Below are 25,890 nucleotides of genomic sequence, written 5' to 3'. Positions count from 1 at the left end.
GCCCCGCCCACGAAAGGCAGGCGTGACCCGTGAGCCGCCCACTCAGGTAGGCGGCCTGCGTAACCACGGTGTAGCCGCTGCCCCGTGCTGCGGCACACCATCCCCGAAGCCCCGATTCCCCGTTTGTCCCCGGCGGCTCCAACCAAGTGGTACCCGTCGACCCGGGGGTGAAACAGGGTCCCCTTCGCTCTGCCCCGATAGAGCGATGTGCGTGAGACGCCTGACTCCGCGGCAGGTTGCTCGACCGGCCCGGGACGACCGTTGCTAGCGTCCTCCCGATGACTTCCAGCGCTCGGCCGTCGACGCTCACCCCGCAACGGCAGCCCGGTCTCCTGTCCGGCGCGCTGACCTGCGGGGTGCTCGGCGCGCTGCTGCTCGCGGCCGGCGGTGTCCTTCCCGCGGTCGGTGACGCCACCCCCGGCTACTCGAGTGCGCTGCCGCTGATCGTGCTGGCGTTGCTGCCCGCCGCGGCCGCGGTGTTCGCGGTCGCAGGCAAGCGCCCCACGCTCGCGGCCGGGGTGCTCGCCGGGGCGGCGGTGCTCGCGCCCGGGCGGTTGCTGCTCGACCTGCAACTGCTCGTCGACCTCTCCAACGCCGCCCGTCCCGAACTGCACGTGCCCACCCAGCTCGAGGCCGGCACCCCCGGCGTCGGGCTCTGGCTGCTGCTCGCCGGGCACGTGCTCACCGCGATCGCCGGGATCGCGGCCGTCCAGTTCACCAGGCGCGAGGCCGAGGCCGAGGGCACCGACCTCCCCGGCGGCCCGCGGCTGGTGGTGCTCGCGATCGGGTTGACCGTCGTCGCCGGGGTCGGGCTGGTCATGGCGCCCTTCGAGTCCGCCGACCCGTACCTGCCCGCGCGCAACGCCTTCGAATCCCCGTGGCCGGTGCTCACCGGTGGCCTGCTCCTCGCGTTCGCCATGCCGCTCGGTGCCGCGCTGGCCTTCGGCTCCGGGCTCCGCGCCGCGGCCAGGGGCAGCGTGCTCGGCCTCGCCTTGGCCGTGCTCGCGGTCGCGGTGCCGAACCTCCTCGCCGGGTTCGCGGTGAAGGACGCCGGCGTCAGCGCCGGGCCGGTGGTGGCGATCGTCGCCGCGCTCGGGCTGGTCGCGCTCGCCATCGCCCGTCAAGAAGGCACGCAGCTGAACGACGACCCCGACGTCGCCGAGGAAGCCAAGCTGCCCGGCCGCCGGCGGCTGGAGCTGGCGACCGGCGCGCTCGCCGTCCTCACCGCCGCGGCCGCCGTGCTCGGCGGGCTGACCGCGCAGGTGACCAGCTCGTCCCCGGCCATCGACGCGCCGAAGTCGCCCGCCGCGCTGCTGCTCGTGGTCGCCGGGATCCTGCTCGGCGTGCTCGGGCTGGCCATGCTCCTGCCCGGCATCGGCGAGACCCTGCGCCCGGCGCTGTCGGTGGCCTGGGTGGTGGTGCCGCTCGCCGGGACCGCCGTGCTGGACACCGTGCTCACCGCGTCCCGCTTCGGTGGCGTGCTCAGCCCCGGCGCCGGGGTGACGTGGACCTCCATCGCCTTGTTCGCCGCCGTGGTGACCGGCATCTGCTCGGCTGTCGCGGGCATGGTCGAGCGCGAGAACGACGACGGCAGGCGCCCGGCGAGCAGCGCGACCACCCCGGTGGTGGCCGCGGGCGTGCTCGCCGTCGCCGCGTTCGTCGTGCCGGTGGTCACCGCGCCGGACTACGACCCGCCCACCCTGATCACCGGCTTCGGCGCGTCCTGGTGGGGCGCGGTCATCGCGGTGGTGGCCGTGCTCGTGGCGCTCGGGCTCGCGCTGTACAGCCGCCCGATGCGTGCCTTCGCGCTGCTGCTCGGCGTGTTCCTCGTGCTGGTCCTGCGCGCCGCGGAATTCCCGCTGGTCGGCGGTGAACTGGACGGATCCGCCATCGGCATCGGCCTGTGGTTGTCGATCGCCGCCGCCATCGCGACCGCGGTTTCCGCGGGATTCGTCACACGCGCCGCCGAAGAAAAGCCGTGAGCGTTCCGCCGCGCGTCCTGCTGGCCGCACTCGAAACCGCACTCGAAACCGCACCGGAAAGCGACGGCAATCCCGAACTCGCGCGCGCCCTGCGTGACGAAGGCATCGAGGTGATCTACGCGGGCGTGCTCGGCGATGCGGCTGAGGTGGTCGGTGCCGCCGAGCAGGAAGATCCGGCCGTGGTCGCGGTAAGCCCCGCGGATCCGGACGGCGTGATCGCCGCCGCGCTCCCCGATGTCGAAGTGATCGGTTTCCGCACCGTTCAAGAAGGCCTGGAACGGGTGAAGATGGCCACAGTTTCGAGGTCACGGGCCCCTCGGTGACCGACTTCACCGGGTGCGGAGTCCACTACCGAACCGCAGGTCGCTAGGGTCGACCCGGCGAGAAAAGCCGCCAACAAACCAGCACAGTGGCGTGTCGTCAGGAGACTGGAGTAGTGGACCTTTACGAATACCAGGCGAGGGATCTCTTCGCCGCCCACGGTGTACCGGTGTTGTCCGGTGCCGTGGCCAATACGCCCGAAGAAGCCCGCGCGGCCGCCGAGCAGATCGGTGGCCAGGTGGTCGTCAAGGCCCAGGTCAAGACCGGTGGCCGTGGCAAGGCCGGTGGCGTGAAGCTCGCCGACAGCGCCGACGAGGCCAAGGAGAAGGCGGAAGCCATCCTGGGCCTGGACATCAAGGGCCACACCGTGCACCGGGTGCTGGTGGCCGAAGCCTCGGACATCGCCGAGGAGTACTACTTCTCGTTCCTGCTCGACCGCGCGAACCGCACCTTCCTGGCGATGGCGTCGGCCGAGGGCGGCGTGGAGATCGAGCAGCTCGCCGTCGAGCGCCCCGACGCGCTGGCCAAGATCCCGGTCGACGCGATCACCGGGGTCGACAAGGCCAAGGCCAAGGAGATCCTGACCGCGGGCAAGTTCCCGGAGAAGGTCGTCGACGAGGCCGCCGACGTGGTCGTCAAGCTCTGGGAGACCTTCGTCTCCGAGGACGCCACCCTGGTCGAGGTCAACCCGCTGGTCCGCGACCCGCAGGACAAGATCATCGCCCTCGACGGCAAGGTCACCCTCGACGAGAACGCCTCCTTCCGCCAGCCGGGCCACGAGGCGCTGGTCGACAAGCAGGCCGAGGACCCGCTGGAGGCCAAGGCCAAGGCCAAGGACCTCAACTACGTCAAGCTCGACGGCGAGGTCGGCATCATCGGCAACGGCGCGGGCCTCGTGATGTCCACTTTGGACGTCGTGGCCTACGCGGGGGAGAAGCACGGCGGCGTGAAGCCGGCGAACTTCCTCGACATCGGTGGCGGCGCCTCGGCCGAGGTGATGGCCGCCGGGCTGGACGTCATCCTGGGCGACCCGGCCGTGAAGAGCGTGTTCGTCAACGTCTTCGGTGGCATCACCGCCTGCGACGCGGTGGCCACCGGCATCGTCGAAGCGCTGAAGATCCTCGGTGACGAGGCGGCGAAGCCGCTCGTGGTGCGGCTCGACGGCAACAACGTCGAAGAGGGCAGGCGCATCCTCGACGAGGCGAACCACCCGCTGGTGACCGTGGTGGACACTATGGACAACGCGGCTGACAAGGCTGCCGAGCTCGCAGCGGCAGGGGCGTGAGATGTCGATTTTCCTGAACGAGCACAGCAAGGTCATCGTGCAGGGCCTGACCGGGTCCGAGGGCACCAAGCACGCGACCAAGATGATCAAGTCCGGCACCAACATCGTGGGTGGCGTGAACGCCCGCAAGGCCGGGCAGACGGTGACCATCGAAGGCAAGGAACTCAAGGTCTTCGGCACCGTCGAGGAGGCGATCAAGGAGACCGGCGCCGACGTGTCGGTGGTCTTCGTGCCGCCGAAGTTCGCCAAGGACGCCGTGGTCGAGGCCATCGACGCGGAGATCGGCCTGGCCGTGGTGATCACCGAGGGCATCCCGGTGCACGACTCGGCCTACTTCTGGGCGCACGCGGTCGCGAAGGGCGGCAAGACCCGGATCATCGGGCCGAACTGCCCCGGCGTGATCAGCCCCGGCAAGTCCAACGCGGGCATCATCCCGGCGAACATCACCGGCCCCGGCAAGATCGGCCTGGTGTCCAAGTCGGGCACGCTGACCTACCAGATGATGTACGAGCTGCGCGACATCGGTTTCACCACCGCGGTCGGCATCGGCGGTGACCCGGTCATCGGCACCACGCACATCGACGCGCTCGCCGCCTTCCAGGAGGACCCCGACACCGAGGTCATCGTGATGATCGGTGAGATCGGTGGCGACGCCGAGGAGCGGGCCGCGGACTACATCAAGGCCAACGTGACCAAGCCGGTCGTCGGCTACGTCGCGGGCTTCACCGCGCCCGAGGGCAAGACCATGGGCCACGCGGGCGCGATCGTCTCCGGTTCGTCCGGGACCGCGGCCGCGAAGAAGGAGGCCCTCGAGGCCGCCGGTGTGAAGGTCGGCAAGACGCCGACCGAGACCGCCAACCTGGCTCGGGAGCTGTACAACAGCCTCCACTGACCTCGAGTCACACCCGGAAGAGCCGGCCACCCGATCGGGTGGCCGGCTCTTCCGGGTGTACCGGCCGGGCGGCGAAACCATTCCGGGTTCCGGAACGTCTGAGCCAGCGGGCGGGCCGGCGGCGCTGGTGCGCTAGCGTTCAGTAACCACGAAGAAGCCGCCTCTTTTTACCCACACGACGAGTGGCCGGTCGGACGACAGGAGAACACGGATGTCCTTTCCCAGCAGTGGGCCTGGTTACCCTCCGCAAGGGGGCGGCCCCCACAACCCCCAGGGACCGGGTACCGGTTCGTTCCCGCCGGTCGGCCCGCCGCCGCAGCACCAGCAGCACCAGCAATCCCAGCAGCAGCCCGGCCTGCAGGCCGGTGCGCTGAACTTCGCCGTCATCCTCGCCCTGGCCGTCTCGGTGCTCGGCCTGGTGCAGTACTTCGTCGGGTTCTCGGATGAAGCCTCCCCCGCGGACGAGGTGACCACCTGGCTGCTGATCGGCGGTCTGCTCGCCGCGCTGCGCGTGCTGCCCAACGCGCCGAAGGTGCTGCCGTTCGCCGCGCTGCTCAGCGTGCTCGGCGCGCTGCAGGCGCTGGACCACGTGATCGGCTACGGCGAGAACGACCAGGTCCCCGGCATCATCACGGTGATCGTCATCCTCGGTTTCCTGCAGCTGCTCGCCGCGGTCGCGGCACTGCTGTTCGACTACGACGTGCTCAAGCTGCCGGCGCCGAAGCCGCAGGGCGCCCCGCAGTACGGCGGCCCGCCCACCGGGCAGCAGCCCGCCCAGCAGGGTCAGCAGGGCCAGCCGGGTCAGTACGCCCCGCAGCAGCCGCAGTTCGGCGGCCCGCCGCCCGCGTCGTCGCAGCAGCCCACGCAGTACGCGCCCACCGGCGGCAACGCGCCCGACTCGGGTGGCTTCGCCCAGCCGACGCAGTACTCCACGCCGGTCACCCCGCCGCCGTCGGCCCCCGGCCAGCAGGCGACCACCTACGCCTCGCAGCAGGGCCAGTTCTTCCAGCAGCAGGGCGGTTCCGAGCCGGGCGGCCAGCAGTCGCCGGGCACCCCGCCGGGCGGGTTCGGCAAGCCGGGCAACTGAGCTCGCAGGTCCCTTCCGGGAAGGCCATCCACGTTCGCGTGGGTGGCCTTTTTCGCTGTGCGTGACCGGCCCGACCCGACCGGGTGGCTATGGCCTGCGCCATTGTCGATCAACGGCGTGGCTCACCCGGACGGCCCAGCGCGAATGCGAGGGTCGGCGGTATGCAGGTGCTCGCCACGGCGCCCGACGGCGCTGAGCGGTCGAGTGAGCTCAAGCCACCCGCCGAGGTCACCGGCGCGACTCGGTTCCGGGTGCTGCTCGTCGCCGCTCTCTTCCCACTGCTCACCGGCTACACGCTGGCCACCGGCGCGCTGGCCGCGGTGGCCGGGCTCGCGCCCGGGTCCGGCTTCACCGTCTCCGGGGCGCTGCGGGGTGGTGGCCCGGCCTGGCTGGCGACGCAGCAGGTGCCGCTGAGCCTCGGCGGGCACCCGCTCAGCGTGCTGCCGCTGCTGCCGACGTTCGTGCTCCTGCTGCTGGTCGCCAAGCTCGCGTCGAGCGCGGCCCGGCGGCTCGGGTACACCGATCCGGCGCAGGCGATCGGGGTGATCGGCGTGGTCGCCGCCGCCCACGCCTTCGCCGGGGTGACCGTCGCGGTGCTGTGCAGCGGCACCGGTGTCGACGTCGAACCGCTGACCGCGTTCCTGCTGCCCGGGGCGCTGTCCGGCGCCGCGGCGACGGCCGGGGTGCTGAGCCGCTGCGGCCTGCCGGAGCCGCTCAAGCAGTACATCGACCCGCTCGCGCTGACCGGCCTGCGTGCCGGGGTGCTCGGCGTGGCCGCGCTGCTGGTGGCCGGCGGGCTGATCACCCTGCTCGGCTTCGCGTTGTCGGTGCCGGAGATGCTGCGGTTGTTCGACGCCGAGCCCGCGGGCGGCGGGGCGGGCATGCTGCTGCTTTCCGCGGTCTACCTGCCGAACGCCGTGGTGGCCGGGGTGTCCTTCGCCGCCGGGCCCGGGTTCTCGATCGGTGCGGTGGACGTCACGCCGTTCGCCTTCGACGGTGGCCCGGTGCCCGCGCTGCCGATCCTGGCCGCGCTGCCCGAGCAGCACGAGGTGTGGTGGCCCGCGCTGCTCCTGCTCCCCGCGCTGGCCGGCGCGCTGTGCGGCTGGGGGTTGCGCCGCTGCGACCCGGATCCGCTGGTCCGCGTGCGTGCCGCGGCGATCGCCGGTGCCGCCGCGGGGTTCGGCTGCGTGCTGCTCGGCACCTTCGCCGGCGGGCGGTTCGGTGACGGCGTGTTCGACCCGGTGACCGTGCCGATCGTGTTGTTCTCGCTGGCGGGTTCGTGCTGGGTCGCCCTCCCGGCCGCGCTGGTGGCGTGGCTGACCGGGAGCACCGCGCCGGTGGTGCCCGCGCCCGTCGAGGTGGATTCCGAGGCGCCCACCGTGGTCTTCGCTGCCATCCAGGACGACTACGACGAGGACGCTCGAGACACCGTGGTCTTCGAGGCCATCGAGGACGACTTCGACTACGAGGAAGAGGACCCCGGAGAGGAGCCGGACGAGTTCGACGAGCCGCCGGGCATCGAAGGGGACTTCGAGGAAGCAGACGCTCCCGCCGAGCCCGGTCCGGGTGCCTCCGAGGAGCCGGGGCCGCGCGACTAGGCTGGGCCCCGCCCAGGTCAACGGCCGTGTGCCCGAGCAAGGAGACCCGTTCTGCCTAGTCGGTTGGAGCTGCCCACCCCGGCCAGGGTGGTGGTGCTCGCCTCGGGGTCCGGAACCCTGTTGCAGGCCTTGCTCGACGAATCCGCCCGCTCCGGTTTCGGCGCCACGGTGGTCGCCGTCGGCGCCGATCGCGGCGGGATCGAGGCGCTCGCGCGGGCCGACCGCGCCGGGGTGCCGTACTTCACCGTGCGCGTCGCCGACCACCCCGATCGCGCGGCCTGGGACAAGGCGCTGACCGAAGCGGTCGCCGCCTACCGGCCCGATCTGGTGGTCTCCGCGGGGTTCATGAAGATCCTCGGCCAGGAGTTCCTGGCGCGCTTCGGCAACCGGGTGGTCAACACGCACCCGGCGCTGCTGCCCTCGTTCCCCGGCATGCACGCGGTGGCCGACGCGCTCGCCGCCGGGGTGAAGGTCACCGGGTCCACCGTGCACTTCGTGGACGCCGGGATGGACACCGGCCCGATCATCGCCCAGGAGGCGGTGGTGGTGGAGGAGTCCGACACCGAGGACCGGCTGCACGAACGGATCAAGTCGGTGGAACGGCGGCTGCTGGTGGACGTGGTCGCGAAGTTGTGCCGTGCGGGCTGCACGGTGGACGGACGGAAGGTGAGTTTCAGGTGAGCGAGCCGGGGCGTAAGCCGGTCGAGCGGGCGCTGATCGGCGTCTCGGACAAGGCGGGACTGCTGGAACTGGCCCGCGGCCTGCACGCCGCGGGCGTGGAGATCGTGTCCACCGGCGGCACCGCGAAGGCGATCGCGGACGCCGGCGTGCCGGTCACCCCGGTCGAGCAGGTCACCGGCTTCCCGGAGTCGCTCGACGGCCGGGTCAAGACGCTGCACCCGCGGGTGCACGCCGGGCTGCTCGCCGACCGCGACCGCCCGGAGCACGTGGCGCAGCTGGCGCAGCTCGACATCGCGCCGTTCGACCTGCTCGTGGTCAACCTCTACCCGTTCCGGCAGACGGTGGCCTCCGGTGCCTCGCCGGAGGACTGCGTGGAGAACATCGACATCGGCGGCCCGGCGATGGTGCGCGCGGCGGCGAAGAACCACGGCAGCGTGGCCGTCGTGGTGGACCCGGCGCGGTACGACTGGGTGCTGGAGCGCGTGCGTGAGGGCGGGTTCGCCCAGGAGGACCGCAAGCGCCTCGCCGCGGCGGCCTTCGCGCACACCGCGGCCTACGACACCGCGGTCGCGACCTGGTTCGCCAACTCCTACGCCCCCGCTGACGACTCGGGCTTCCCCGACTTCACCGGCGCCACCTGGGAGCGCGCCGACGTGCTCCGCTACGGCGAGAACCCGCACCAGCGGGCCGCGCTGTACCGGAACTGGAGCGACGGCCTGGCGCACGCCGAGCAGCTGCACGGCAAGGCCATGTCCTACAACAACTACGTCGACGCCGATGCCGCGCGCCGGGCGGCGTACGACTTCGACCAGCCCGCGGTGGCGATCATCAAGCACGCCAACCCGTGCGGCATCGCGGTCGGCGTCGACGTCGCCGAGGCGCACCGCAAGGCGCACGCCTGCGACCCGGTCTCGGCCTACGGCGGCGTGATCGCCACGAACCGGCCGGTCACGCTGGCCGCCGCCGAGCAGATCGCCGACATCTTCACCGAGGTGCTGGTCGCGCCCGCGTTCGACGAGGACGCGCTGGAAGTGCTGACCCGCAAGAAGAACATCCGGCTGCTGCGGCTGCCCGAGCTGTCCTCGCCGGACCAGATCGAGTTCCGGCCGATCTCCGGCGGGGTGCTGGTGCAGACCGTCGACCGGATCGACGCCGCGGGCGACAGCCCGGCGGACTGGACGCTGGCCACCGGCGAGGCGGTCGACGAGGCCACCCTGGCGGACCTGGAGTTCGCCTGGCGCGCGGTGCGCGCGGTCAAGTCGAACGCGATCCTGCTGGCCCACGACCAGGCCACCGTCGGCGCGGGCATGGGCCAGGTGAACCGCGTCGACTCGGCGCGGCTCGCGGTCGCGCGCGCGGGCGACCGGGCCAAGGGCTCGGTGGCCGCCTCCGACGCCTTCTTCCCGTTCCCGGACGGGCTGGAAGTGCTGATCGAGGCTGGGGTGCGCGCGGTGGTGCAGCCGGGCGGCTCGGTGCGTGACGCCGAGGTGCTCGCCGCGGCGGAGGCCGCCGGCATCACGGTCTACTTCACCGGTACGCGGCACTTCGCGCACTGAGCCCTCCCGGGCTGTGCACCTCCGCGGCTGAGGCCGCATCACCCGCCAGGGTGCCCACACCGCGTCGCGGTTGACATGATCGACGGCCGGTGTTTGACTAACCCTGTCGAACACACGTTCGACAGGTGACCGCCTTCCCCGCGGTGACGATGGCATGGCGCTCGTGTTGCCAAGAGCACGGGCGTCGATCGGCGACGTCGTGGGTGGAGGTGGTGACCGGTGTCGGTTGGCGCGACCGCTTCATCGTCACCGGCTCCGCCCGCTCCGCTGGCGAAGCTGGCGGCGTTGCCGGGGATCAGTACGGCGAGTGGGGTGGCGGCGGCCGCCCGGCAGGCTCAGGCGACGGGACAGGTGCTGCCCGTGTTGCCGGAGCTGGCTGGGTTGCTGCCCGCCGGTGGGTTGCGACGCGGTGGCACGGTCGCGGTCCACGGCTCCACCTCGCTGTTGCTGGCTCTGCTTGCCGAAGCCACCTCGCGGGGTTCCTGGGCGGCTGTGGTGGGTGTTCCCGAACTCGGCGTTGTGGCGGCGCACGAGCTCGGGGTCGCGGTGGACCGTCTCGCGCTGGTCAACCGGCCGGGAATGGAGTTCGGCGCGGTCACGGCCGCTCTGCTGGACGGGATGGACCTGGTGGCCGTGGGCGGCGCGGGCGGTGGCGCCCGCGGTGCCGGTCCATCCCGTTCCCAGCAGCAACTGGCACGCCGCCTGTCGGCACGGGCCCGCAACCGGGGTGCGGTCCTGCTGTCACTGGGCCCTTGGCCGGGGGCCGAGGTCGAGCTGAGCGGCGAGGTCGTCGCCTGGCACGGATTGCACGCGTCGGGGAAGGGGTTCCTGCGGGGGCGGGAACTGAACGTCCGCACCAACGGCCGCGGTGCCGCCGCGCGCCCTGGGCGGACAAGCCTGCTCCTCCCGCCGGCGGCGCACACCAAGCCACTCGGCCTCACGGACAACGCGCCTCACGCCGAGCGCACCGGAAAACTGCGCCTGGCCGGGAACGCGGCGGAGACTGAGGCGGCACAGACTGAGGCGGCACAGACCACTGAAGCCGTTGGGCGGACTGGGAAACCCGTCGCCGCGGAGATTCCTTGGTTCGCCGAGAACGTGCCGTCGGTTGAGGAAATCGATGGCGCCGCCCCAATCGGGGACGCGGCGCGGGCCGGGGCCGCTGAGTTCACTGAGGCCGCTGGGCCGATGGGGAAGCCCGCTACCGCCGGGATTCCCTGGTTCGCCGAGAACGTTCCGTCCGGCGGCGCGCCGGTGGAGAAAGCCGGCCGTTCCAAGAAAACCGGGCTCGCCCTCACCGAAAGCGAAGGCGAGTACGCCGAGGCCGGTGCCGGATGAGCGGGGGCGCGGCCAGCCGGATGCTGGTGTTGTGGTGTCCGGACTGGCCGGTGGTGGCGGCGTGTGCGGCCGAGGGGGTGCCGCAGACCCAGCCTGCGGCGGTGTTTTCCGGTAATCGCGTGGTGGCCTGTTCGGCGCTCGCGCGGGCCGACGGGGTTCGCCGGGGGATGCGGCGGCGGGACGCGCAGGCGCGGTGTCCGGAGCTGGTGGTGTTCGGGGCCGAACCGGAGCGCGACGCCCGGTTCTTCGAGTCGGTCGCCGCCGCGGTGGAGGAGGTGGTGGTCGGGGTCGAGGTGGTGCGCCCGGGCATCGTCGCCATGCCGGTGGCCGGGGCGGCCGGGTACTTCGGCGGGGAGCAGCGCCTGGCCGAACTGCTGGTGGACCAGGTGGGCGTGGAGTGCCAGGTGGGCGTCGCCGACGGGTTGTTCGCGGCCACGCTGGCCGCGCACCGGTCGGCGCTGGTGGAGGCCGGGAAGACGGCCGAATTCCTGGCCCCGCTGGACATCCGCGAGCTGGACCAGCCCGGCTCGGACCGGGCCGAGCTGGTCGGCCTGCTGCGGCGGCTCGGCCTGCGCACGCTCGGGGCGTTCGCGGCGCTGACCACGCGCGAGGTGCTCAGCCGGTTCGGGGCGGCCGGGGAACTGGCGCACCGGCTGGCGTCCGGGCAGGCCGAGCGGCCGCCGGTCCGGCGACGCCCGCCACCCGAGCTGACCGTGACCAAGGAATTCGACCCGCCGCTGGATCGGGTGGACGTGGCGGCGTTCATGGGCAAGACCATGGCCGCCGGTTTCCAGTCCGGGCTGGCGGCTTGGGGACTGGCGTGCACCCGCCTGGGTGTCTACGCCAGGACCGAGAACGGCGAGGAGCTGACCCGAGTCTGGCGCTGCGCCGAACCGCTCGACGCCCAGGGCGTGGCCGACCGGGTCCGCTGGCAGTTCGAGGGCTGGCTCAAGGGCACCTCCGGCCGTCCCACCGCGGGCGTGGTCCAGCTGCGGCTGGTGCCGGAGGAAACCGTGGAAGGCCGGTCGCTGCAACTGGGCCTGATCGGCACCGAGCAGCAGCTCGCCGACGAACGGGCCGCGCAGGCGATGGTGCACGTCCAGGGCCTGCTCGGGCCGGAAGCCGTCGTCACCCCGGTGCTCGACGGCGGCCGCGGACCCACCGAACGGGTACGCCTGGTGCCGTGGGGCGATCGCCGGGTACCCGAGCGGCAGCCGGAGGCGCGCTGGGACGGGCGGCTGCCGATGCCCGCGACGGTGTTCACCCGGCCCCTGCCGGTGCGGGTGCTCGACGCGGCCGGGGCCGAGGTGCGGATCACCGACCGCTACCAGGTCAGCGGCCCGCCCGCCGCCGTGGTGGTCAACGACGGCCCGCCGCGGCCGGTGCGCGGCTGGGGCGGGCCGTGGCGGACCAGGGGCACGGGAGCGGACCGGGTGCGGCTGCAGGTGGTGCTCGACGGCGAAGCCGGACCGGCCGTGTTGCTGGTCCGCGCGCTCGACAATCCGATGTGGACAGTGGAAGGGGTGTACGACTAGTGAGCGACCAGGAGTACCTGCGAAGGGTGCGTGAATGGCTGCGGGCGGAGCTGGGCGGTTCGGCGACCGAAGTGGACGGTATCGAGCTGGACCTGTCCGCGGTCATCCCGCACCAGCGCACCGGTGAGCACCAGTACGGCTGATGGGCTGGAACAATCCGCCGGTCCGCTGGGACGAGCTGGAACGGGGCCTGGCCGGGCAGCCCATCCCGCCGGAGGCCGCGCGCGACGGCGGTGACAGCCCTGCCTGGTCACGCCGTCGCGACGGTTACTCCCGTCCGGCGGACCTGCGTTCCCTGCGCGGGGACGACCAGGCCGGGGCGGGCACCCGCGTGCCCTACGCCGAACTGCACTGCCATTCGAACTTCAGCTTCCTCGACGGCGCGAGCCACCCGGAGGAGCTGGTGGAGGAGGCCGTGCGGCTCGGCCTGGACGCGCTCGCCCTCACCGATCGCGACGGCATGTACGGCGTGGTGCGCTTCGCCGAGGCCGCCGCGGATCTCGGGCTGCGCACGGTCTTCGGCACCGAGTTGAGCATCGGGCTGAGCGCGCCGCAGAACGGCGTGCCCGATCCCGAAGGCGAGAACCTGCTGCTGCTCGCCTACCAGCAGGAGGGCTACGGCAACCTGTGCCGCGCGATCACCCGCGGCCAGCTCGAAGGGCCGGAGGCGGAGAAGGGCCGCCCGGTCTACGACCTCGAAGCGATCGCCGCGGACACCGCGGGCAAGTGCGTGGTGCTCACCGGCGGCCGCCGGGGCGCGGTGCGGCGTGCGCTGGCCGAAGGCGGGTTCGACGCCGCCAAGGGCCGGCTCGACCAGCTGGTCGCGTTGTTCGGCCGTGAGCACGTCGTCGGCGAGCTGGTTTCCCACGGCGAGCCGATGGACGACGTGGAGAACGACGCCATCCGCGATCTGGCGGAGGCGTTCGGCCTGCCGACGGTCGCCACCGGCGGGGTCCACTACGCGACACCGCGGCACGGGCAGCGCCTGGCCGCCGGGCTCGCGGCGATCCGGGCCCGCCGCAGCATCGAGGAGATGGAGGGCTGGCTGCCCGCCGCGGACACCGCGTTCCTGCGCTCGGGCGCGGAAATGGCCGAGATCTTCACGCGGTACCCGGGCGCGGTGCAGCGGGCGGCGTTGCTGGGCATGGAATGCGCGTTCGACCTGAGCCTGGTGGCGCCCGCGCTGCCGCCGTTCGACGTGCCGCCGGGGCACACCGAGGCCACCTTCCTCCGCCAGGAGGTGATGAAGGGCGCCGCGCGCTGGTATTCGGGCAACGACGCCGCCTACCGCCAGCTCGAGCACGAACTCCGGATCATCGAGGAACTCGGCTTCCCCGGCTATTTCCTGATCGTCTGGGACATCGTGGAGTTCTGCCGGGAGAACGACATCTACTGCCAGGGCCGCGGTTCGGCGGCGAACTCGGCGGTCTGCTTCGCGCTCGGCATCACCAAGGTCGACTCGGTGAAGTGGAAGCTGCTGTTCGAGCGCTTCCTCGCGCCGGACCGCGACGGCTACCCCGACATCGACCTGGACATCGAATCCGGCAGGCGGGAGGAGGTGATCCAGCACGTCTACGAGAAGTACGGCAGGTTGTGCACCGCCCAGGTGGCGAACGTGATCACCTACCGCTCGCGCTCGGCGGTCCGCGACGCCGCCCGCGCGCTCGGGTTCTCGCCGGGCCAGCAGGACGCCTGGAGCAAGCAGCTCGACCGCTGGGGCCCGTTGAAGTCCACAAAGGACGATCACGACCACGACATCCCGGACGAGGTGCTGGCGCTGGCCGACGACCTCGAAGGCTTTCCGCGGCACCTGGGCATCCACTCCGGCGGCATGGTCATCTGCGACCGCCCGGTGAGCGAGGTCTGCCCGATCGAATGGGCGCGGATGGCCGATCGCAGCGTGCTGCAGTGGGAGAAGGACGACTGCGCCGCGGTCGGCCTGGTCAAGTTCGACCTGCTCGGCCTCGGGATGTTGTCCGCGCTGCACCACATGGTCGACCTGGTCGCCGAGTTCGAAGGCGAGACCGTCGAACTCGGCGCGCTGGACCTGGAGGACAAGAAGGTCTACGAGATGCTGCAGCGCGCCGACGCGATCGGTGTGTTCCAAGTGGAGAGTCGCGCCCAGCTGGCGACGCTGCCGCGCCTGGCCCCGCGCAAGTTCTACGACCTGGCCGTCGAGGTCGCGCTGATCCGGCCGGGCCCGATCCAGGGCGGTTCGGTGCACCCGTTCATCCGCCGCTACACCGGCAAGGAGGAGTGGGATTTCGACCACCCGCTGCTGGCCAACGCGCTGGGCAAGACCTACGGCGTGCCGTTGTTCCAGGAGCAGATGATGCAGATCGCGCTGGACGTCGCCGGGTTCAGCGCCGCCGAGGCCGACCAGTTGCGGCACGCGATGGGGTCGAAGCGCTCGGAGAAGCGGATGGAACAGCTGCGGCAGCGCTTCTACGACGGAGCCGCGGCCAACGGCGTCGGCCAGGAGCTGGCCGCGCGCATTTTCGGCAAGCTGCAGGCGTTCGCGAACTTCGGTTTCCCGGAAAGCCACGCGCTGAGCTTCGCCTACCTGGTGTTCGCCAGCGCCTACTTCAAGCTCTACTACCCGGCGGCTTTCTGCGCGGCGTTGTTGCGCGCGCAGCCGATGGGCTTCTATTCGCCGCAGTCGCTGGTCGCCGACGCGCGGCGGCACGGCGTGGTGGTGCTCGGGCCCGACGTGAACGCCAGCGACTGGCACGCCACGCTCGAACCCCACGGCGAAGAGAACGCCAATGCGGTGCGCACCGGGCTGGCGACCATCCGGAACATCGGCGAGGAGCTGGCGAAGGCGCTGGTCGCCGAGCGCGCGAGCGGTGGCCCGTTCGCGGACATGGCCGACGTGGCGCGGCGGGTCAAGCTCAAGACCCCGCAGGTGGAGGCGCTGGCTACGGCCGGTGCCTTCGGCTGCTTCGAGGCGGATCGGCGCAAGGCTCTCTGGGCCGCGGGCGCGGTGGCCGGCGAACGCCCGGAGAAACTGCCGGGCAGCGTGGTGGGCACGGCTGCCCCCGCGCTGCCCGGTATGGACGCGGTCGACCTGGCGGTGGCCGACGTCTGGGCCACCGGCATGTCGCCGGACAGCTTCCCGACGCAGTTCGCCCGTGAGCAACTGGACGCGCTCGGCGCGCTGTCGGCCGGCGCGCTGCTGGGCGTCGAGCACGGCACGCGGGTGCTCGCCGGGGGCGCGGTCACCCACCGGCAGCGCCCGGCCACCGCGGGCGGCATCACCTTCATCAACCTCGAGGACGAGACCGGCATGATCAACGTGGTCTGCTCGGCCGGGTTGTGGCGGCGCTACCACCGGATCGCGCGCGACAGTTCGGCGTTGCTCGTGCGCGGGGTGGTCGAACGCGCGGACGGCGTGGTGAACCTGATCGCCGATCGCCTGCAGCGGCTGCAGTTGCGCATCCCCGCCCAGTCACGCGATTTCCGTTGACTCGGCCGGGCGGTCCGGGCGTACGAGCGTTCTGCGAAGCTGGTGCCGTGGACGACGAAATCGAGACGGAAACCGGCGAGGACTACCGCGACGCCGTGCTGCCGAGGGCGAACTGGGAGCGACGCCGATTCGTCGGCTGTGACTTCACCGAGGCCGATCTGCGCGGCCTGGTGACGCAGGGCTGCACCTTCGACAAGTGCGACTTCACCAAGGCCGACCTCGGTGAATCCCGGCACATCGCCTCGGCGTTCCGGTCCTGCGTGTTCGACCGGACGGTGCTCGCCGACACCACGTGGGAGAGCTGCTCGCTGCTCGGATCGTCGTTCACCGAGTGCCGGATGCGCCCGATTTCTTTGAAGGAGTGCGATTTCACGCTCGCGTCACTGGGTGGCGCGCGGTTCGCGAAGGTCGTGCTCGCCGGGTTGCGCTTCCGCGAAGCCAACTTCCTCGACGCCGACCTGACCGGCGCGGACCTCTCCGGTGCCGACCTGTCCGGCGCGCGGCTCGCCGGGGCGAAGCTGGACGGCGCCGATCTGCGGGGCGCGAAGCTCGAGGCCCGTGAACTCCGGCAGGCGAATCTCGCCGGGGCGCGGGTGGACGTCGACACCGCGCTCGCCTTCGCCGCCGCGTACGGCTTGCTGGTCACCTGAAAAGGGGGCGCCCAATGCTATGAGTGGGGCTTTACTTGCAATCAACGCAAGTAAAGCCCCACTCATAGCAATCGAAGTGGGCTTCAGTCGACCGGCGGTTCGCCCGGGTCCAGCTCGATGAGGTCACCCTCGTTGAGCAGCTCCTCGACCGACGCGGGCAGCAGGTAAGCCGCGCCACCACCGGGCTGGTTGAACCACGGGATGGCGATGCCGGCCAGCGCTTCGAGCGGCCGCTGCACGCGGTACACGTGGTACGGCCGGTTGACCCACTCCGGCACCAGCGAGCGCTCTTCGAACGGCGTGCCCGCCACGTAGGTCAGGTTGCCGTTCGGGCCGCCGAACCGGTCCAGCTCACTGCCCGCGGGCAGCTCGCGCAGTTCCTTGCCGCGGAACAGGGTCAGCGGCGGCTCACCCGCGAGCGGCTTGATCGGCCACTGCTGCCCACCGGCACCGCCTCCGCTGCCGCCCGCGGAAGCCGGTTCCTCCTGGCGCGGGGCCGGGCGCGGCGGCGTGGGAGCCGGACGCGGCGGTTCGACCGGCGGAATCGGCACCTGCTGGGTGGGTGCCGGCTCCGGCGGGCGGGCCGGGGGAGCCGGCCGCGACGGCGGCGCCACCTCGGGCGACGGCGTCAGCTTCGTCATCAGGCCGGGGCCGCTCTGGTCGCCGTCGAGCAGCGCGCCGACCGGGGCCGGGGCGTTGCGGGGCGGCGGCTGGCGGAACGGCTGCTGCGGGGGCTCCGGCGGTTCCTCCCGCAGCTGCACCGGCGCGACCACCTGGGTCGGCGGCGCGGCCGGGGGCGGCGGGGGCGGCTGCGGGGGCGCGACCGGCGGCGGCTGCGGTGCCTGTGGTGCCGCCTGCGGACGGCCGTTGAGCAGCAGCTTGCCGAGCATGAACGCGGCCGCGTCGTCGGCGTCGCCGAAGACGGCCGGGTTGGTCAGGTCGCCGTCGTACCAGCCGACCCGCCAGCCCGCGTCGATCCGCTCCAGGCTCCAGCCGCGGTCGGCGGGCGCGCCGATCCGGTACGCCTCGTCCGGGATGCGCAGCTCGTCCAGCTTGTCCTGCAACTGGTCGAGCACCGGGTCGCCGTGGTCCACCGGCTCCGGCTCCTCGACCGGCGGCGGGCCGCCGGGGGCGATCGGCGTCATCGCAACCTGGGTGGGCGCGGCGGCCGCGGGCACCGGGTCGGGCTTGGGCGCCGGGGTGAACCGGGTCGCCTGGTCCGGACCGGCGGGCACGAACTCGTCCTCGTCGTCCGGATCGGCGGCCTGGTGCGCGGCGTGCGAACCCGGCTCCGGCTCGTCGAAGCCCGGCTGACGGCCGCCGTAGCCGTCGTGGTCCGGTTCCGGGTACGCGTGTGGCTCGGTCGCGTACTGCTGCGGCGCCTTTTCCTCGTACTCGTCGTCGTAGGCGGCCTGGTCGTAGGACGACTGGTCGTAGGCGGCTTCGGTGTAGGGCTGCTGCGCGTGCTCGTCGAACTGCTCGAACTGCGGTTCCGGCTCCGGCGGCGCGGCCTGCGCGGGCGGGGGAGCCACCGGGGCGGGCGGCCCGACCGGCGGCGGGCTCGAGGGCGCGCCGGGGCGCTGCGGCGGGCCGCTGCGCTGGACGTACCCGGCCGCGGCCTGGCGGGCGGGTTCCGGCACCTCGGGCACCGTGAAGCCGTTCTGGTGGATGTGCTCGATCAGGTCCTGCTCCGGCGAGACGCCGTAGGTGCGCAGGTAGTAGTTGACCGCGGCGGGCCAGATCCAGGTGCCGTCGCTGTGGAAGGCGATCGGCACGGTGGCCTCGGGCACCTCGGCGAGGCGGTCGGTGTCGTACCCGCGGCCCGGAACCACCACCGGGGCCTGGTCCAGGTACTCGAGCAGCCGATCCTGCTCCTCGTGCTCCAGGTCGGGCCGGGTGATCACCGGATGGCCGCCCGGATCGGTGCCGTCGAAGACCCTGGCGATGCGGAAGCGCGGGCCGGGGCGCTCGGGGCCGAGGCCGGACATCCGGCGCATCAGCCATTCGGGGATGTTCTCCTCGGCGCGCGGGAACATGCGCAACTCGTCCGCGTAGGCCTGAGGTGGCGGCATCAGGTCCCACGACGGCTCGTCGCGGTCGTACTCGAGGTTGTAGCTGGACGGGTGGTCCAGCTGGTAGCGGGCGTTGAACCAGGTCCCGCGGCCGTCGCGGTACATGCCCCCGCGCAGCCTGCCGAACAGGGTGGCGATGTCATGGGTGGCCACCCACTCACGCGAATCACCGTCGGCGGTGACGATCTCCCCGGTCAGCTCGTGGTACCGGCCCACGGCGCGATACTCGGCGGTGACACGCTGCCAGTCACGCGGGGCGGCACGCAGGAGCGCCAGGCCGATCTGCTTGACCAGGGTGTCCTGCTCGGTTGCGTTCAGCTGGGTCGTCGGTTGAGCCACCCCGACATTTTGACTGGTCCGCTCCGGCAATGCACGGCACATGTGACTAAAGGACCCCGCCACCAGCTCACGCGGCTATTCGGCCTCGCCCATCCGGGGGTGGCTGAGGTGAGGATCACCGGTTCACGCGGGCCCTCCGGCGGCACACTGGCACTGATGAGCACCGCGAGCCAGGCCCCCGAAGTCGTCGAGCCCGCCGGAAGCGCACCCTCCGTCACCGCCAAGGTACTCGGGGTGAGCCTGGCGGTGGTCTCCGGTGTCGCGATGGCGGTGCAGGGCCGGATCAACGGCCAGCTCGGCGTCGAACTCGGTGACCCGATGCTGGCCGCGGTCGTCTCCTTCGGCGGCGGGCTGATCCTGTTGTTCGCCGCGCTGCCGTTCGCGCCGAAGATGCGGGCGGGCCTCGGCAAGCTCCGCGACGCCGTCCGCGCGGGCACGCTGCGGCCGTGGCACTGCCTCGGCGGCCTGGCCGGTGCGATGTTCGTGGCCGGGCAGGCGCTGGTCGTGGTGGCGATCGGCGTGGCGATGTTCACCGTCGGCGTGGTCGCCGGGCAGACGGTGAGCAGCCTCGCGGTGGACCGCGCCGGCCTCGGCCCGGCCGGTCCGCGCCCGCTGACCTGGCCGCGCGTGGCCGGTGCCTTGCTCACGCTGGTGGCGGTGGTCGGCTCGGTGGCGGGCGGCATCGGCGAGACCGGCGCCGGTGAGCTGTGGCTGATGCTGCTGCCGCTGGTCGCGGGCTGCTGCGTGGCGGTGCAGCAGGCGGTCAACGGCCGGGTCGGCGCGGCGTCGGGCAGCGCGCTGACCGCGACGCTGGGCAACTTCACCGTCGGTTTCGCCGCGCTGGTGCTCGCGTGGCTGATCTCGCTGCTCGTGCGCGGCGGCCCGACCGGCCTGCCGTCGAACCCGCTGCTCTACGCGGGCGGGATCGTCGGCATCCTGTTCATCTCGATCGCCTCGCTGGTGGTCAAGTGGACCGGCGTGCTGCTGCTCGGCCTGGCCGCGATCGCCGGTCAGCTGATCGGGGCCCTGCTGCTCGACCTGCTGGCGCCCGCGCACGGCGAGCGGCTGGCGCCCGAGACGATCGGCGGGGTGGCGCTGGCGCTGGTGGCGATCGGCATCGCCGCGTTCGGCGGCAGGCGGCGCCGAACCCGTCCCGGCCGCCGTTTGCCACAATGAAGCCCGTGACGGCGACGGTTCTCGACGGCAAGGCGACCAAGGACGCGATCTTCGACGAGCTCAAGCCGCGGGTCGCGGCGCTCGCCGAGCGCGGCATCACCCCGGGGCTGGCCACCGTGCTGGTCGGTGACGACCCCGGCTCGCACTGGTACGTCAAGGCGAAGCACGCCGACAGCGCCAAGGTCGGGGTCAACTCGATCCGGCGCGACCTGCCCGCCGACATCACCCAGGACAAGCTCGAATCGGTCATCGACGAGCTGAACGCCGACCCGGCGTGCACCGGCTACATCGTGCAGATGCCGCTGCCGAAGCACCTGGACACCGGCGCCATCCTCGAGCGGATCGACCCGGACAAGGACGCCGACGGCCTCGCCCCGGTCAGCCTCGGCAGGCTCGTGCTCGGCGAGACCGCGCCGCTGCCGTGCACGCCGCTGGGCATCGTGGAACTGCTGCGCCGCTACGACGTGCCGCTGGACGGCGCCAGGGTGACCGTGATCGGCCGGGGCATCACCGTGGGCAGGCCGCTGGGCCTGCTGCTCACCCGCCGCAGCGAGAACTCGACGGTGACGCTGTGCCACACCGGCACCCGCGACCTGGCCGCCGAGGTCAGGCGCGCGGACATCGTGGTGGCCGCGGCGGGCGTGCCGGGCATCATCACCCCGGAGATGGTCAAGCCGGGTGCCGCCGTGCTCGACGTCGGCGTGTCCAGGGTGGACGGCAAGATCGCCGGGGACCTGGCTGCCGGGGTCGAACAGGTGGCCGGGTTCATCTCGCCGAACCCCGGCGGCGTCGGCCCGATGACCAGGGCGATGCTGATCAGCAACGTGGTGGAAGCCGCCGAACGGGCCGCGCGGTGACCACGGTGACCGCGCCGGCGCCACCACCCCGCAAGGACCGCCGGTCGTGGCTGGTGCACCTGCCCTTCGCCGTGGTGATGGCGCTGGTCGCGCTGGCCGCGCTGCGGATCGGGATGTACCACTGGCGCCAGGGCGCGGCCCTGATCGGCGGCGCGCTGCTGACCGCCGCGGTGTTGCGCGGGGTGCTTTCGGACGCCCGCGCCGGGCTGCTGGCCATCCGCGGCAAGGCCGTCGACGTGATCACCTACTCCGCCTTCGCCGCGCTCATCCTCTTCGTGGCGCTGACCATCACGCGCGGCCCCGGCGTCTGACTTTCGTCCACCCCCTTCTCCTTCCGAAGACGGACGACACCCGGGCACCGGACCGGCCACGATGAACCGGTGACCAGGACGAGGAGCTTCGCCGCCGCGCTGACCGGGGTGCTGGCGATGGCTGTGGTGACGGCACCCGCTGCCGCCGCCGGGCCGTCACTGGCGTGGGGACCGTGCACCGAGCCGGGGCTCGAGCGGTACCAGTGCGCGATCGCCGAAGTCCCGCTTGATCACGCGCACCCGGACGGGCCCGAACTCGGGCTCTCCGTGGTGCGCCAGCCCGCCGCGGATCCGGCGCGCCGCATCGGCACGCTGTTCCTCGCGGTGGGTGGGCCCGGCGGGTCGGGGGTGGATTCGGCGAAGGGCCGCGAGCTGGCGCGGGGTGAGCTCGCGGAGCGGTTCGACGTGGTGACCTTCGACCAGCGCGGGATCGGGCGCAGCGGCCAGGTCCGCTGCTTCGCCTCGGCCGGGGAGCAGGAGGACTTCTGGGCCGGGGCGCGGATCCCGCCGGCGAACCGCGAGGAGGAGCGGGCCGCCGAGGACTTCAGCCGGGCCTACGCGAGGACGTGCGCCGCACACGGTGGTGAGCTGCTCGACCACCTCACCACCGCGGACGCCGCGCGGGATCTGGACTGGCTGCGCGAAGCCGTCGGGGACGAGCGGTTGACGTATTCGGGCGGGTCGTACGCCAGTTACCTGGGGGAGGTCTACGGCGCGATGTTCCCGGAGCGGGTTCGCGCGCTGCAGCTCATCTCGATGATGGATCCGGAGGGCTACACCAACCGCACCACCGCGACGCTGCTCGAACGATCGGCGGGGACCGAGGACGTGCTGCAGGAGTTCGGCAGGTCGTGCGACTCGGCGGGGCCGCGGTGCGCGATTTCGGGGAACGCGCTGGGCCGCAACGCCGCCGTGCTGGAGCGGCTCGAGCAGGGCCCGATCCTCGTGGGCGGCACGTACCCGGTGCAGTACCGCGATGTCGTGCCGATCCAGGCGAGCCTGCTGTACGAGACGCAGCAGGGGTGGCCCGCGTTCGCCCAGCTGGTCCACGAGCTGGAGCGCGGGGAGCAGGGGAATCCGGCCGTGGTCGCGGAAATCCTGGGAGGGATGGCGTTCCGGCTGGACTTCCTCGACTCGTACGTCTCGATCACTTGCGCCGATGTGCGGGTGCCGCCGGTGCCGGGGGTGTGGCCGCGGGTGGGCGAGGCCTTCGAGGCGGTGTCACCGCACTACGGGCGGAGCTGGTGGTACCAGGTGCAGCCGTGTGCTTCGTGGCCGCCTTCGCCGCAGCGGTACACCGGACCGTGGCGCCTGCGCTCGTCGACGCCCGCGCTTCTGATCAACAACCGCCACGACCCGGTGACCCCGTTGTCCTACGCCGAGAAGGCCCGGCGCCTGCTGGGCAACGCGCACCTGCTCGTCGTCGAAGGCCACGGGCACACCCCGACCGGCCCCTGCGTCGACGAAGCCCGCACCCGCTACCTGGTCGACCTGCGTCTGCCGCCGACCACCACCTGCGAGACGCCCACGCCGCCGTTCCCGCCCGCTTAGGCGCTGCCCGATAAGTCATGGTCGCGCTCCCCGCGCCCAGGCAGCCATTGCTATGAGTGGGGCATTACTTGCAATCAACGCAAGTAATGCCCCACTCATAGCAATGGAAGTGGGCTCAGTCGGCCGGGGGGTCGCCCGGGCCCCTCAAACCACCTGGATCACGAAGCCGTCGACCAGACTCACCGGACAGCACCTAGGCGGGAACGGGTGCCGGGGTGGAGTGCTCGCGGCGGTCCAGCAGGCCGGAGACCACGGCGATGCTCAGGCCCACCACGGCCAGCGAGGCGCCCACCCAGTTCGGCGCCACCAGGCCCAGGCCACCGGCGATGACCAGGCCGCCCAGGTAGGCGCCGATCGAGTTGGCGATGTTGAACGCCGACTGCACCGCGGCCGAGACCAGCGAGGGCGTGCCACCGGCCTTCTCCATGATCCGCGCCTGGAGCATCGGGCCGATCATGAACCCGGCCACGCCGATGCCGAACACGGTGATCGCCGCGCCGACCTTGCCCTGCGCGGTCACGGTGAACACGGCCAGCACCGCGGCGAGCGCGGTCAGCGCCACGTACAGGCTCGGCATCAGCGCCCGGTCGGCCAGCCTGCCGCCGAGCAGGTTGCCCAGCGTCATGCCGAGCCCGGCCAGCGACAGCAGCAGCGTCACCTCACCCGGCGCGTACCCGGCGACGTCGGTCAGCATCGGCGCGATGTAGGACAGGCAGGCGAACACGCCGCCGAGGCCGAAGGTGACGATGGCCAGCGCGAACCACACCTGCGGCCGCCGGAAGGCGCCCAGTTCGCCCCGCAGCGAGTTCTCGGCCGGCTTGCCCTGGTGGGGCACCAGCTTCTGGATGGCCGCCATGGCGACCAGGCCGATCACCGCGACCACACCGAAGGTGGCGCGCCAGCCGACCTGCTGGCCGAGCAGCGTGCCCAGCGGCACACCGATCACGTTGGCCAGCGTCAGCCCGAGGAACATCATCGACACCGCCTTGGCGCGGTTCTGCTTGCCGACCAGGCTGGAGGCGACCACGGCACCGGCGCCGAAGAAGGCACCGTGCGGCAGGCCGGCCAGGAAGCGGAAGACCACGCCCCACTCGTGGTTGGGCGACATCGCGAAGAGCAGGTTGCCGATGGTGAACATCGCCATCATGGCGAGCAGCATCGTCTTGCGCGGCAGCCGCACCGCGACGGCGGTGAGCAGGGGCGCGCCGATCACCACCCCGAGCGCGTAACCCGAGATCAGGTGGCCCGCCTCCGGGATGGAAACCCCGAAGTCGGCGGCCGTCTCGGGCAGCACGCCCATCATGACGAACTCGGTGGTGCCGATGCCGAAGGCACCGATGGCGAGCGCGAGCAGCGCGATGGGCACGGTTCTCCTCTCGGGAAGCAGGGTGACTGCATCGATACAGTCGACGGACAGCAAAAAAGACAGCCCAGCGCGGACCCCGACATCGCTGATCTGTCCTGCGTCCAGTTCAACCGATAACGCCCGAGAAGTCATCCCGATATCGCGTGAGCCTGCCCACGATGATCGGGGTCACTCAGTCCACAATGGACTTATCTCACCTCGGCGCGCGGAGGATTCCGTTCAGTAGCCCCGGAAAGAGTGCGTCGAGGTCTTCGAGGCGCAGGGAGTTGTAGCGCGCGGTGCCCTGCTGCCTGCCCATGATCACGCCCGCCTCGCGCAGCGTGCGGAGGTGGTGGGTGAGCGTCGACTTGCTCACCGTCACGTCGAGGTTGCCGCAGGCGATCTCGCCGGTTTCGGCGGCGGCCAGCTGGCGGACGATCCGCAGCCGCACCGGATCGGCCAGCGCGTGCAGCACCGACTCGATGCGGATCTCGTCGCGCTCCGGATAGGTGTAGGCCGGCGCTGTCTCGGTGGGCATGCCCCAGATTGTACGACCTGCTTCAAACCACTGGACAGCCATAGTACGGTGAGCATCGAACTACGACGGATATCGAACAAAGGTAGAGCATGCCGGACTCCTCCCGCCGGACCTACGTACTCGCGCTCGGCGCCTTCTCGGTCGGGACCAGCGCGTACGTGGTGGCCGGGCTGCTGCCCGCACTGGTCAGCGCGCTGCACGTGTCCACCGCGGCGGCTGCCCAGCTGGTCACCGCCTTCGCCATCGCCTACGCGATCGGCGCGCCCCTGCTCTCCGCGCTGACCAGCCAGTGGGAACGCCGCAAGCTGCTGGTCGTCGCGCTCGCCGTGACCGCGGCCGGCAACTTCCTCGCCGCACTGGTCACCGACTACCCGCTGCTGTTCGCCGCGCGGGTGGTCACCGCGATCGGAGCCGCCGTGTACACGCCGGTGGCCAGCGCGGTCGCGGCGGAACTGACCCCGCCGGAACGCCGCGGGCGGGCCGTCGCGCTGGTGTTCGGCGGGCTGACCGTGGCCACCATCCTCGGCGTGCCGCTGGGCAGCCTGATGTCGCAGCACGGGGGTTACCGGCTGGTGTTCGCGCTGGTCGGTGTGGTCGCCTTGCTCGGCGCGGTGGCGGTGCGGTGGATGCTGCCGTCGGTGGCGCCGCAGCCGCCGGTGCCGTTCCTGGCGCGGTTCACCGTGGCGAAGGACCCGCGGGTGCTGGCGCTGCTCGGCGCGACCGCGCTCGGCTGCCTCGGCGCGTTCACGGTCTACACCTTCATCACGCCGCTGCTCGCGGAGACCGCGGGCGTGCACGGCACGCTGGTCAGCGTCCTGCTGTTCGCCTATGGCGCGGGCGGGGTGCTGGGCAACTCGGTCGGCGGGCGGATCACCGACCGCTGGGGTTCGCGGCGGCCGCTGATCGCGGTGATGAGCGCGATGACGCTCACGCTGGCGGTCATGCCGTTCACCGTGACCACGGTGGCCGGCGCCGCGGTGACGTTGTTCGTCTGGGGCCTGTCCACCTGGTCGGTGAACCCGCCGATCCAGCACCGGCTGATCGACGTCGCCGGGCCGTCGGCGGGGCTGGCGCTGTCGCTGAACGCGTCGGCGATCTACCTGGGCGTCGGGCTGGCGGGGGTCGCTGGCGGGGTGGTCACCCGGTACGGCGGGCTGACCCTGCTGCCGACGGTGGCCGCGGTGCTGACCGTGTGCGCCGGTTCGCTGGCGATGCTGGCCTGGCGTCGGCGGGCCGTTGCCGCCCCGCCGGTGCCCGCGGCTGTGGGATGATGGCGGACATGCTGATTCTTGGAGGCGGTTCGCCTCAGG

General features: G+C 72.1%; 20 protein-coding genes and 1 pseudogene. 18 read left to right on the top strand and 3 right to left on the bottom strand.

Going from position 1 to position 25,890, the window contains the following annotated elements; translation table 11 throughout:
- Window positions 1–278: 278 nt before the first annotated feature.
- From L3Q67_RS06710 to L3Q67_RS06650, 13 genes and pseudogenes are all read left to right on the top strand, one after another.
- The gene (locus tag L3Q67_RS06710) at window positions 279–1,982 is read left to right on the top strand and encodes a GumC domain-containing protein (protein ID WP_499188709.1); all 1,704 of its coding nucleotides are present in this window, start codon (window positions 279–281) and stop codon (window positions 1,980–1,982) included.
- Window positions 1,979–2,305 (top strand): hypothetical protein, encoded by a 327-nt coding sequence (locus tag L3Q67_RS06705; protein ID WP_499188708.1) that lies wholly within the window; start codon window positions 1,979–1,981, stop codon window positions 2,303–2,305. Before L3Q67_RS06710 ends, L3Q67_RS06705 begins: the two co-directional genes overlap by 4 nt.
- A gap of 113 nt (window positions 2,306–2,418) precedes the next feature.
- Window positions 2,419–3,588, top strand: a complete 1,170-nt coding sequence (gene sucC, locus L3Q67_RS06700) for a succinate--CoA ligase subunit beta (RefSeq protein WP_499188707.1) — start codon at window positions 2,419–2,421, stop codon at window positions 3,586–3,588.
- A gap of 1 nt (window position 3,589) precedes the next feature.
- Complete coding sequence (sucD, locus tag L3Q67_RS06695) at window positions 3,590–4,480, top strand: succinate--CoA ligase subunit alpha (protein ID WP_209664109.1); 891 nt, start codon at window positions 3,590–3,592, stop codon at window positions 4,478–4,480.
- 211 nt (window positions 4,481–4,691) lie between these two features.
- On the top strand, window positions 4,692–5,567 hold the full coding sequence (locus tag L3Q67_RS06690) for a DUF5336 domain-containing protein (RefSeq protein ID WP_499188706.1): 876 nt from the start codon (window positions 4,692–4,694) through the stop codon (window positions 5,565–5,567).
- Window positions 5,568–5,728: 161 nt separating this feature from the next.
- Window positions 5,729–7,165, top strand: a complete 1,437-nt coding sequence (locus L3Q67_RS06685; protein ID WP_499188705.1) for a cell division protein PerM — start codon at window positions 5,729–5,731, stop codon at window positions 7,163–7,165.
- Window positions 7,166–7,228: 63 nt separating this feature from the next.
- On the top strand, window positions 7,229–7,846 hold the full coding sequence (purN, locus tag L3Q67_RS06680; RefSeq protein WP_499188704.1) for a phosphoribosylglycinamide formyltransferase: 618 nt from the start codon (window positions 7,229–7,231) through the stop codon (window positions 7,844–7,846).
- Entirely contained in the window at window positions 7,843–9,402 is a 1,560-nt protein-coding gene (purH, locus tag L3Q67_RS06675; RefSeq protein WP_499188703.1) for a bifunctional phosphoribosylaminoimidazolecarboxamide formyltransferase/inosine monophosphate cyclohydrolase, read from the top strand. The genes purN and purH overlap by 4 nt, the downstream gene beginning before the upstream one ends.
- A 219-nt stretch (window positions 9,403–9,621) precedes the next feature.
- A pseudogene (gene imuA' / locus L3Q67_RS06670) lies at window positions 9,622–10,317 on the top strand (DnaE2-dependent mutagenesis accessory factor ImuA'); the annotation flags it as partial.
- 419 nt (window positions 10,318–10,736) lie between these two features.
- On the top strand, window positions 10,737–12,275 hold the full coding sequence (locus L3Q67_RS06665) for a DNA polymerase Y family protein (protein ID WP_499188702.1): 1,539 nt from the start codon (window positions 10,737–10,739) through the stop codon (window positions 12,273–12,275).
- Window positions 12,275–12,418: a hypothetical protein gene (locus tag L3Q67_RS06660; protein ID WP_499188701.1), complete on the top strand. Its 144-nt coding sequence runs from the start codon at window positions 12,275–12,277 to the stop codon at window positions 12,416–12,418. Before L3Q67_RS06665 ends, L3Q67_RS06660 begins: the two co-directional genes overlap by 1 nt.
- A complete protein-coding gene (locus tag L3Q67_RS06655; protein WP_499188700.1) occupies window positions 12,418–15,741 on the top strand; it encodes an error-prone DNA polymerase in 3,324 nt (1,107 codons plus the stop codon). The genes L3Q67_RS06660 and L3Q67_RS06655 overlap by 1 nt, the downstream gene beginning before the upstream one ends.
- A 47-nt stretch (window positions 15,742–15,788) precedes the next feature.
- A complete protein-coding gene (locus L3Q67_RS06650; RefSeq protein ID WP_499188699.1) occupies window positions 15,789–16,391 on the top strand; it encodes a pentapeptide repeat-containing protein in 603 nt (200 codons plus the stop codon).
- Window positions 16,392–16,474: 83 nt separating this feature from the next.
- Here L3Q67_RS06650 and L3Q67_RS06645 read toward each other — a convergent pair whose 3' ends face one another.
- Window positions 16,475–18,844, bottom strand: a complete 2,370-nt coding sequence (locus tag L3Q67_RS06645; protein ID WP_499188698.1) for a TNT domain-containing protein — start codon at window positions 18,842–18,844, stop codon at window positions 16,475–16,477.
- A gap of 114 nt (window positions 18,845–18,958) precedes the next feature.
- Between L3Q67_RS06645 and L3Q67_RS06640 the strand changes: the two genes are divergently transcribed.
- The 4 genes from L3Q67_RS06640 (at window position 18,959) to L3Q67_RS06625 (ending at window position 22,697) form a co-directional block, all read left to right on the top strand.
- Window positions 18,959–19,978 (top strand): DMT family transporter, encoded by a 1,020-nt coding sequence (locus L3Q67_RS06640; RefSeq protein ID WP_499188697.1) that lies wholly within the window; start codon window positions 18,959–18,961, stop codon window positions 19,976–19,978.
- A gap of 5 nt (window positions 19,979–19,983) precedes the next feature.
- On the top strand, window positions 19,984–20,835 hold the full coding sequence (locus L3Q67_RS06635) for a bifunctional methylenetetrahydrofolate dehydrogenase/methenyltetrahydrofolate cyclohydrolase (protein ID WP_499188696.1): 852 nt from the start codon (window positions 19,984–19,986) through the stop codon (window positions 20,833–20,835).
- Window positions 20,836–20,912: 77 nt separating this feature from the next.
- Window positions 20,913–21,146, top strand: coding sequence for a DUF3017 domain-containing protein (locus tag L3Q67_RS06630; RefSeq protein ID WP_499191451.1), 234 nt, complete (start codon window positions 20,913–20,915; stop codon window positions 21,144–21,146).
- Window positions 21,147–21,215: 69 nt separating this feature from the next.
- On the top strand, window positions 21,216–22,697 hold the full coding sequence (locus L3Q67_RS06625) for an alpha/beta hydrolase (protein ID WP_499188695.1): 1,482 nt from the start codon (window positions 21,216–21,218) through the stop codon (window positions 22,695–22,697).
- A gap of 193 nt (window positions 22,698–22,890) precedes the next feature.
- Here L3Q67_RS06625 and L3Q67_RS06620 read toward each other — a convergent pair whose 3' ends face one another.
- Complete coding sequence (locus L3Q67_RS06620) at window positions 22,891–24,063, bottom strand: MFS transporter (RefSeq protein ID WP_499188694.1); 1,173 nt, start codon at window positions 24,061–24,063, stop codon at window positions 22,891–22,893.
- A gap of 193 nt (window positions 24,064–24,256) precedes the next feature.
- Window positions 24,257–24,580: an ArsR/SmtB family transcription factor gene (locus L3Q67_RS06615; RefSeq protein WP_395900505.1), complete on the bottom strand. Its 324-nt coding sequence runs from the start codon at window positions 24,578–24,580 to the stop codon at window positions 24,257–24,259.
- Between the two features lie 89 nt (window positions 24,581–24,669).
- On the opposite strand from L3Q67_RS06615, the gene L3Q67_RS06610 reads away from it, so the two are divergent.
- Window positions 24,670–25,851 (top strand): MFS transporter, encoded by a 1,182-nt coding sequence (locus L3Q67_RS06610; RefSeq protein ID WP_499188693.1) that lies wholly within the window; start codon window positions 24,670–24,672, stop codon window positions 25,849–25,851.
- Window positions 25,852–25,890: the final 39 nt, after the last annotated feature.

This window comes from Saccharothrix sp. AJ9571 (genome assembly GCF_021725495.1).
GTDB classification, from domain to species: Bacteria; Actinomycetota; Actinomycetes; order Mycobacteriales; family Pseudonocardiaceae; genus Amycolatopsis; species Amycolatopsis magusensis.
Note: the sequence above shows the minus strand (reverse complement) of the source record. Positions and strands in the feature narration are given on the sequence as shown.

Excerpts from the sequence above, each read along its gene's own strand:
- L3Q67_RS06710 (WP_499188709.1), top strand. The coding sequence starts at position 279 with ATGACTTCCAGCGCTCGGCCGTCGACGCTCACCCCGCAACGGCAGCCC.
- sucD (WP_209664109.1), top strand. The coding sequence starts at position 3,590 with ATGTCGATTTTCCTGAACGAGCACAGCAAGGTCATCGTGCAGGGCCTG.
- L3Q67_RS06690 (WP_499188706.1), top strand. The coding sequence starts at position 4,692 with ATGTCCTTTCCCAGCAGTGGGCCTGGTTACCCTCCGCAAGGGGGCGGC.
- L3Q67_RS06685 (WP_499188705.1), top strand. The coding sequence starts at position 5,729 with ATGCAGGTGCTCGCCACGGCGCCCGACGGCGCTGAGCGGTCGAGTGAG.
- L3Q67_RS06665 (WP_499188702.1), top strand. The coding sequence starts at position 10,737 with ATGAGCGGGGGCGCGGCCAGCCGGATGCTGGTGTTGTGGTGTCCGGAC.
- L3Q67_RS06655 (WP_499188700.1), top strand. The coding sequence starts at position 12,418 with ATGGGCTGGAACAATCCGCCGGTCCGCTGGGACGAGCTGGAACGGGGC.
- L3Q67_RS06645 (WP_499188698.1), bottom strand. The coding sequence starts at position 18,844 with ATGTGCCGTGCATTGCCGGAGCGGACCAGTCAAAATGTCGGGGTGGCT.
- L3Q67_RS06640 (WP_499188697.1), top strand. The coding sequence starts at position 18,959 with ATGAGCACCGCGAGCCAGGCCCCCGAAGTCGTCGAGCCCGCCGGAAGC.
- L3Q67_RS06630 (WP_499191451.1), top strand. The coding sequence starts at position 20,913 with ATGGCGCTGGTCGCGCTGGCCGCGCTGCGGATCGGGATGTACCACTGG.
- L3Q67_RS06615 (WP_395900505.1), bottom strand. The coding sequence starts at position 24,580 with ATGCCCACCGAGACAGCGCCGGCCTACACCTATCCGGAGCGCGACGAG.
- L3Q67_RS06610 (WP_499188693.1), top strand. The coding sequence starts at position 24,670 with ATGCCGGACTCCTCCCGCCGGACCTACGTACTCGCGCTCGGCGCCTTC.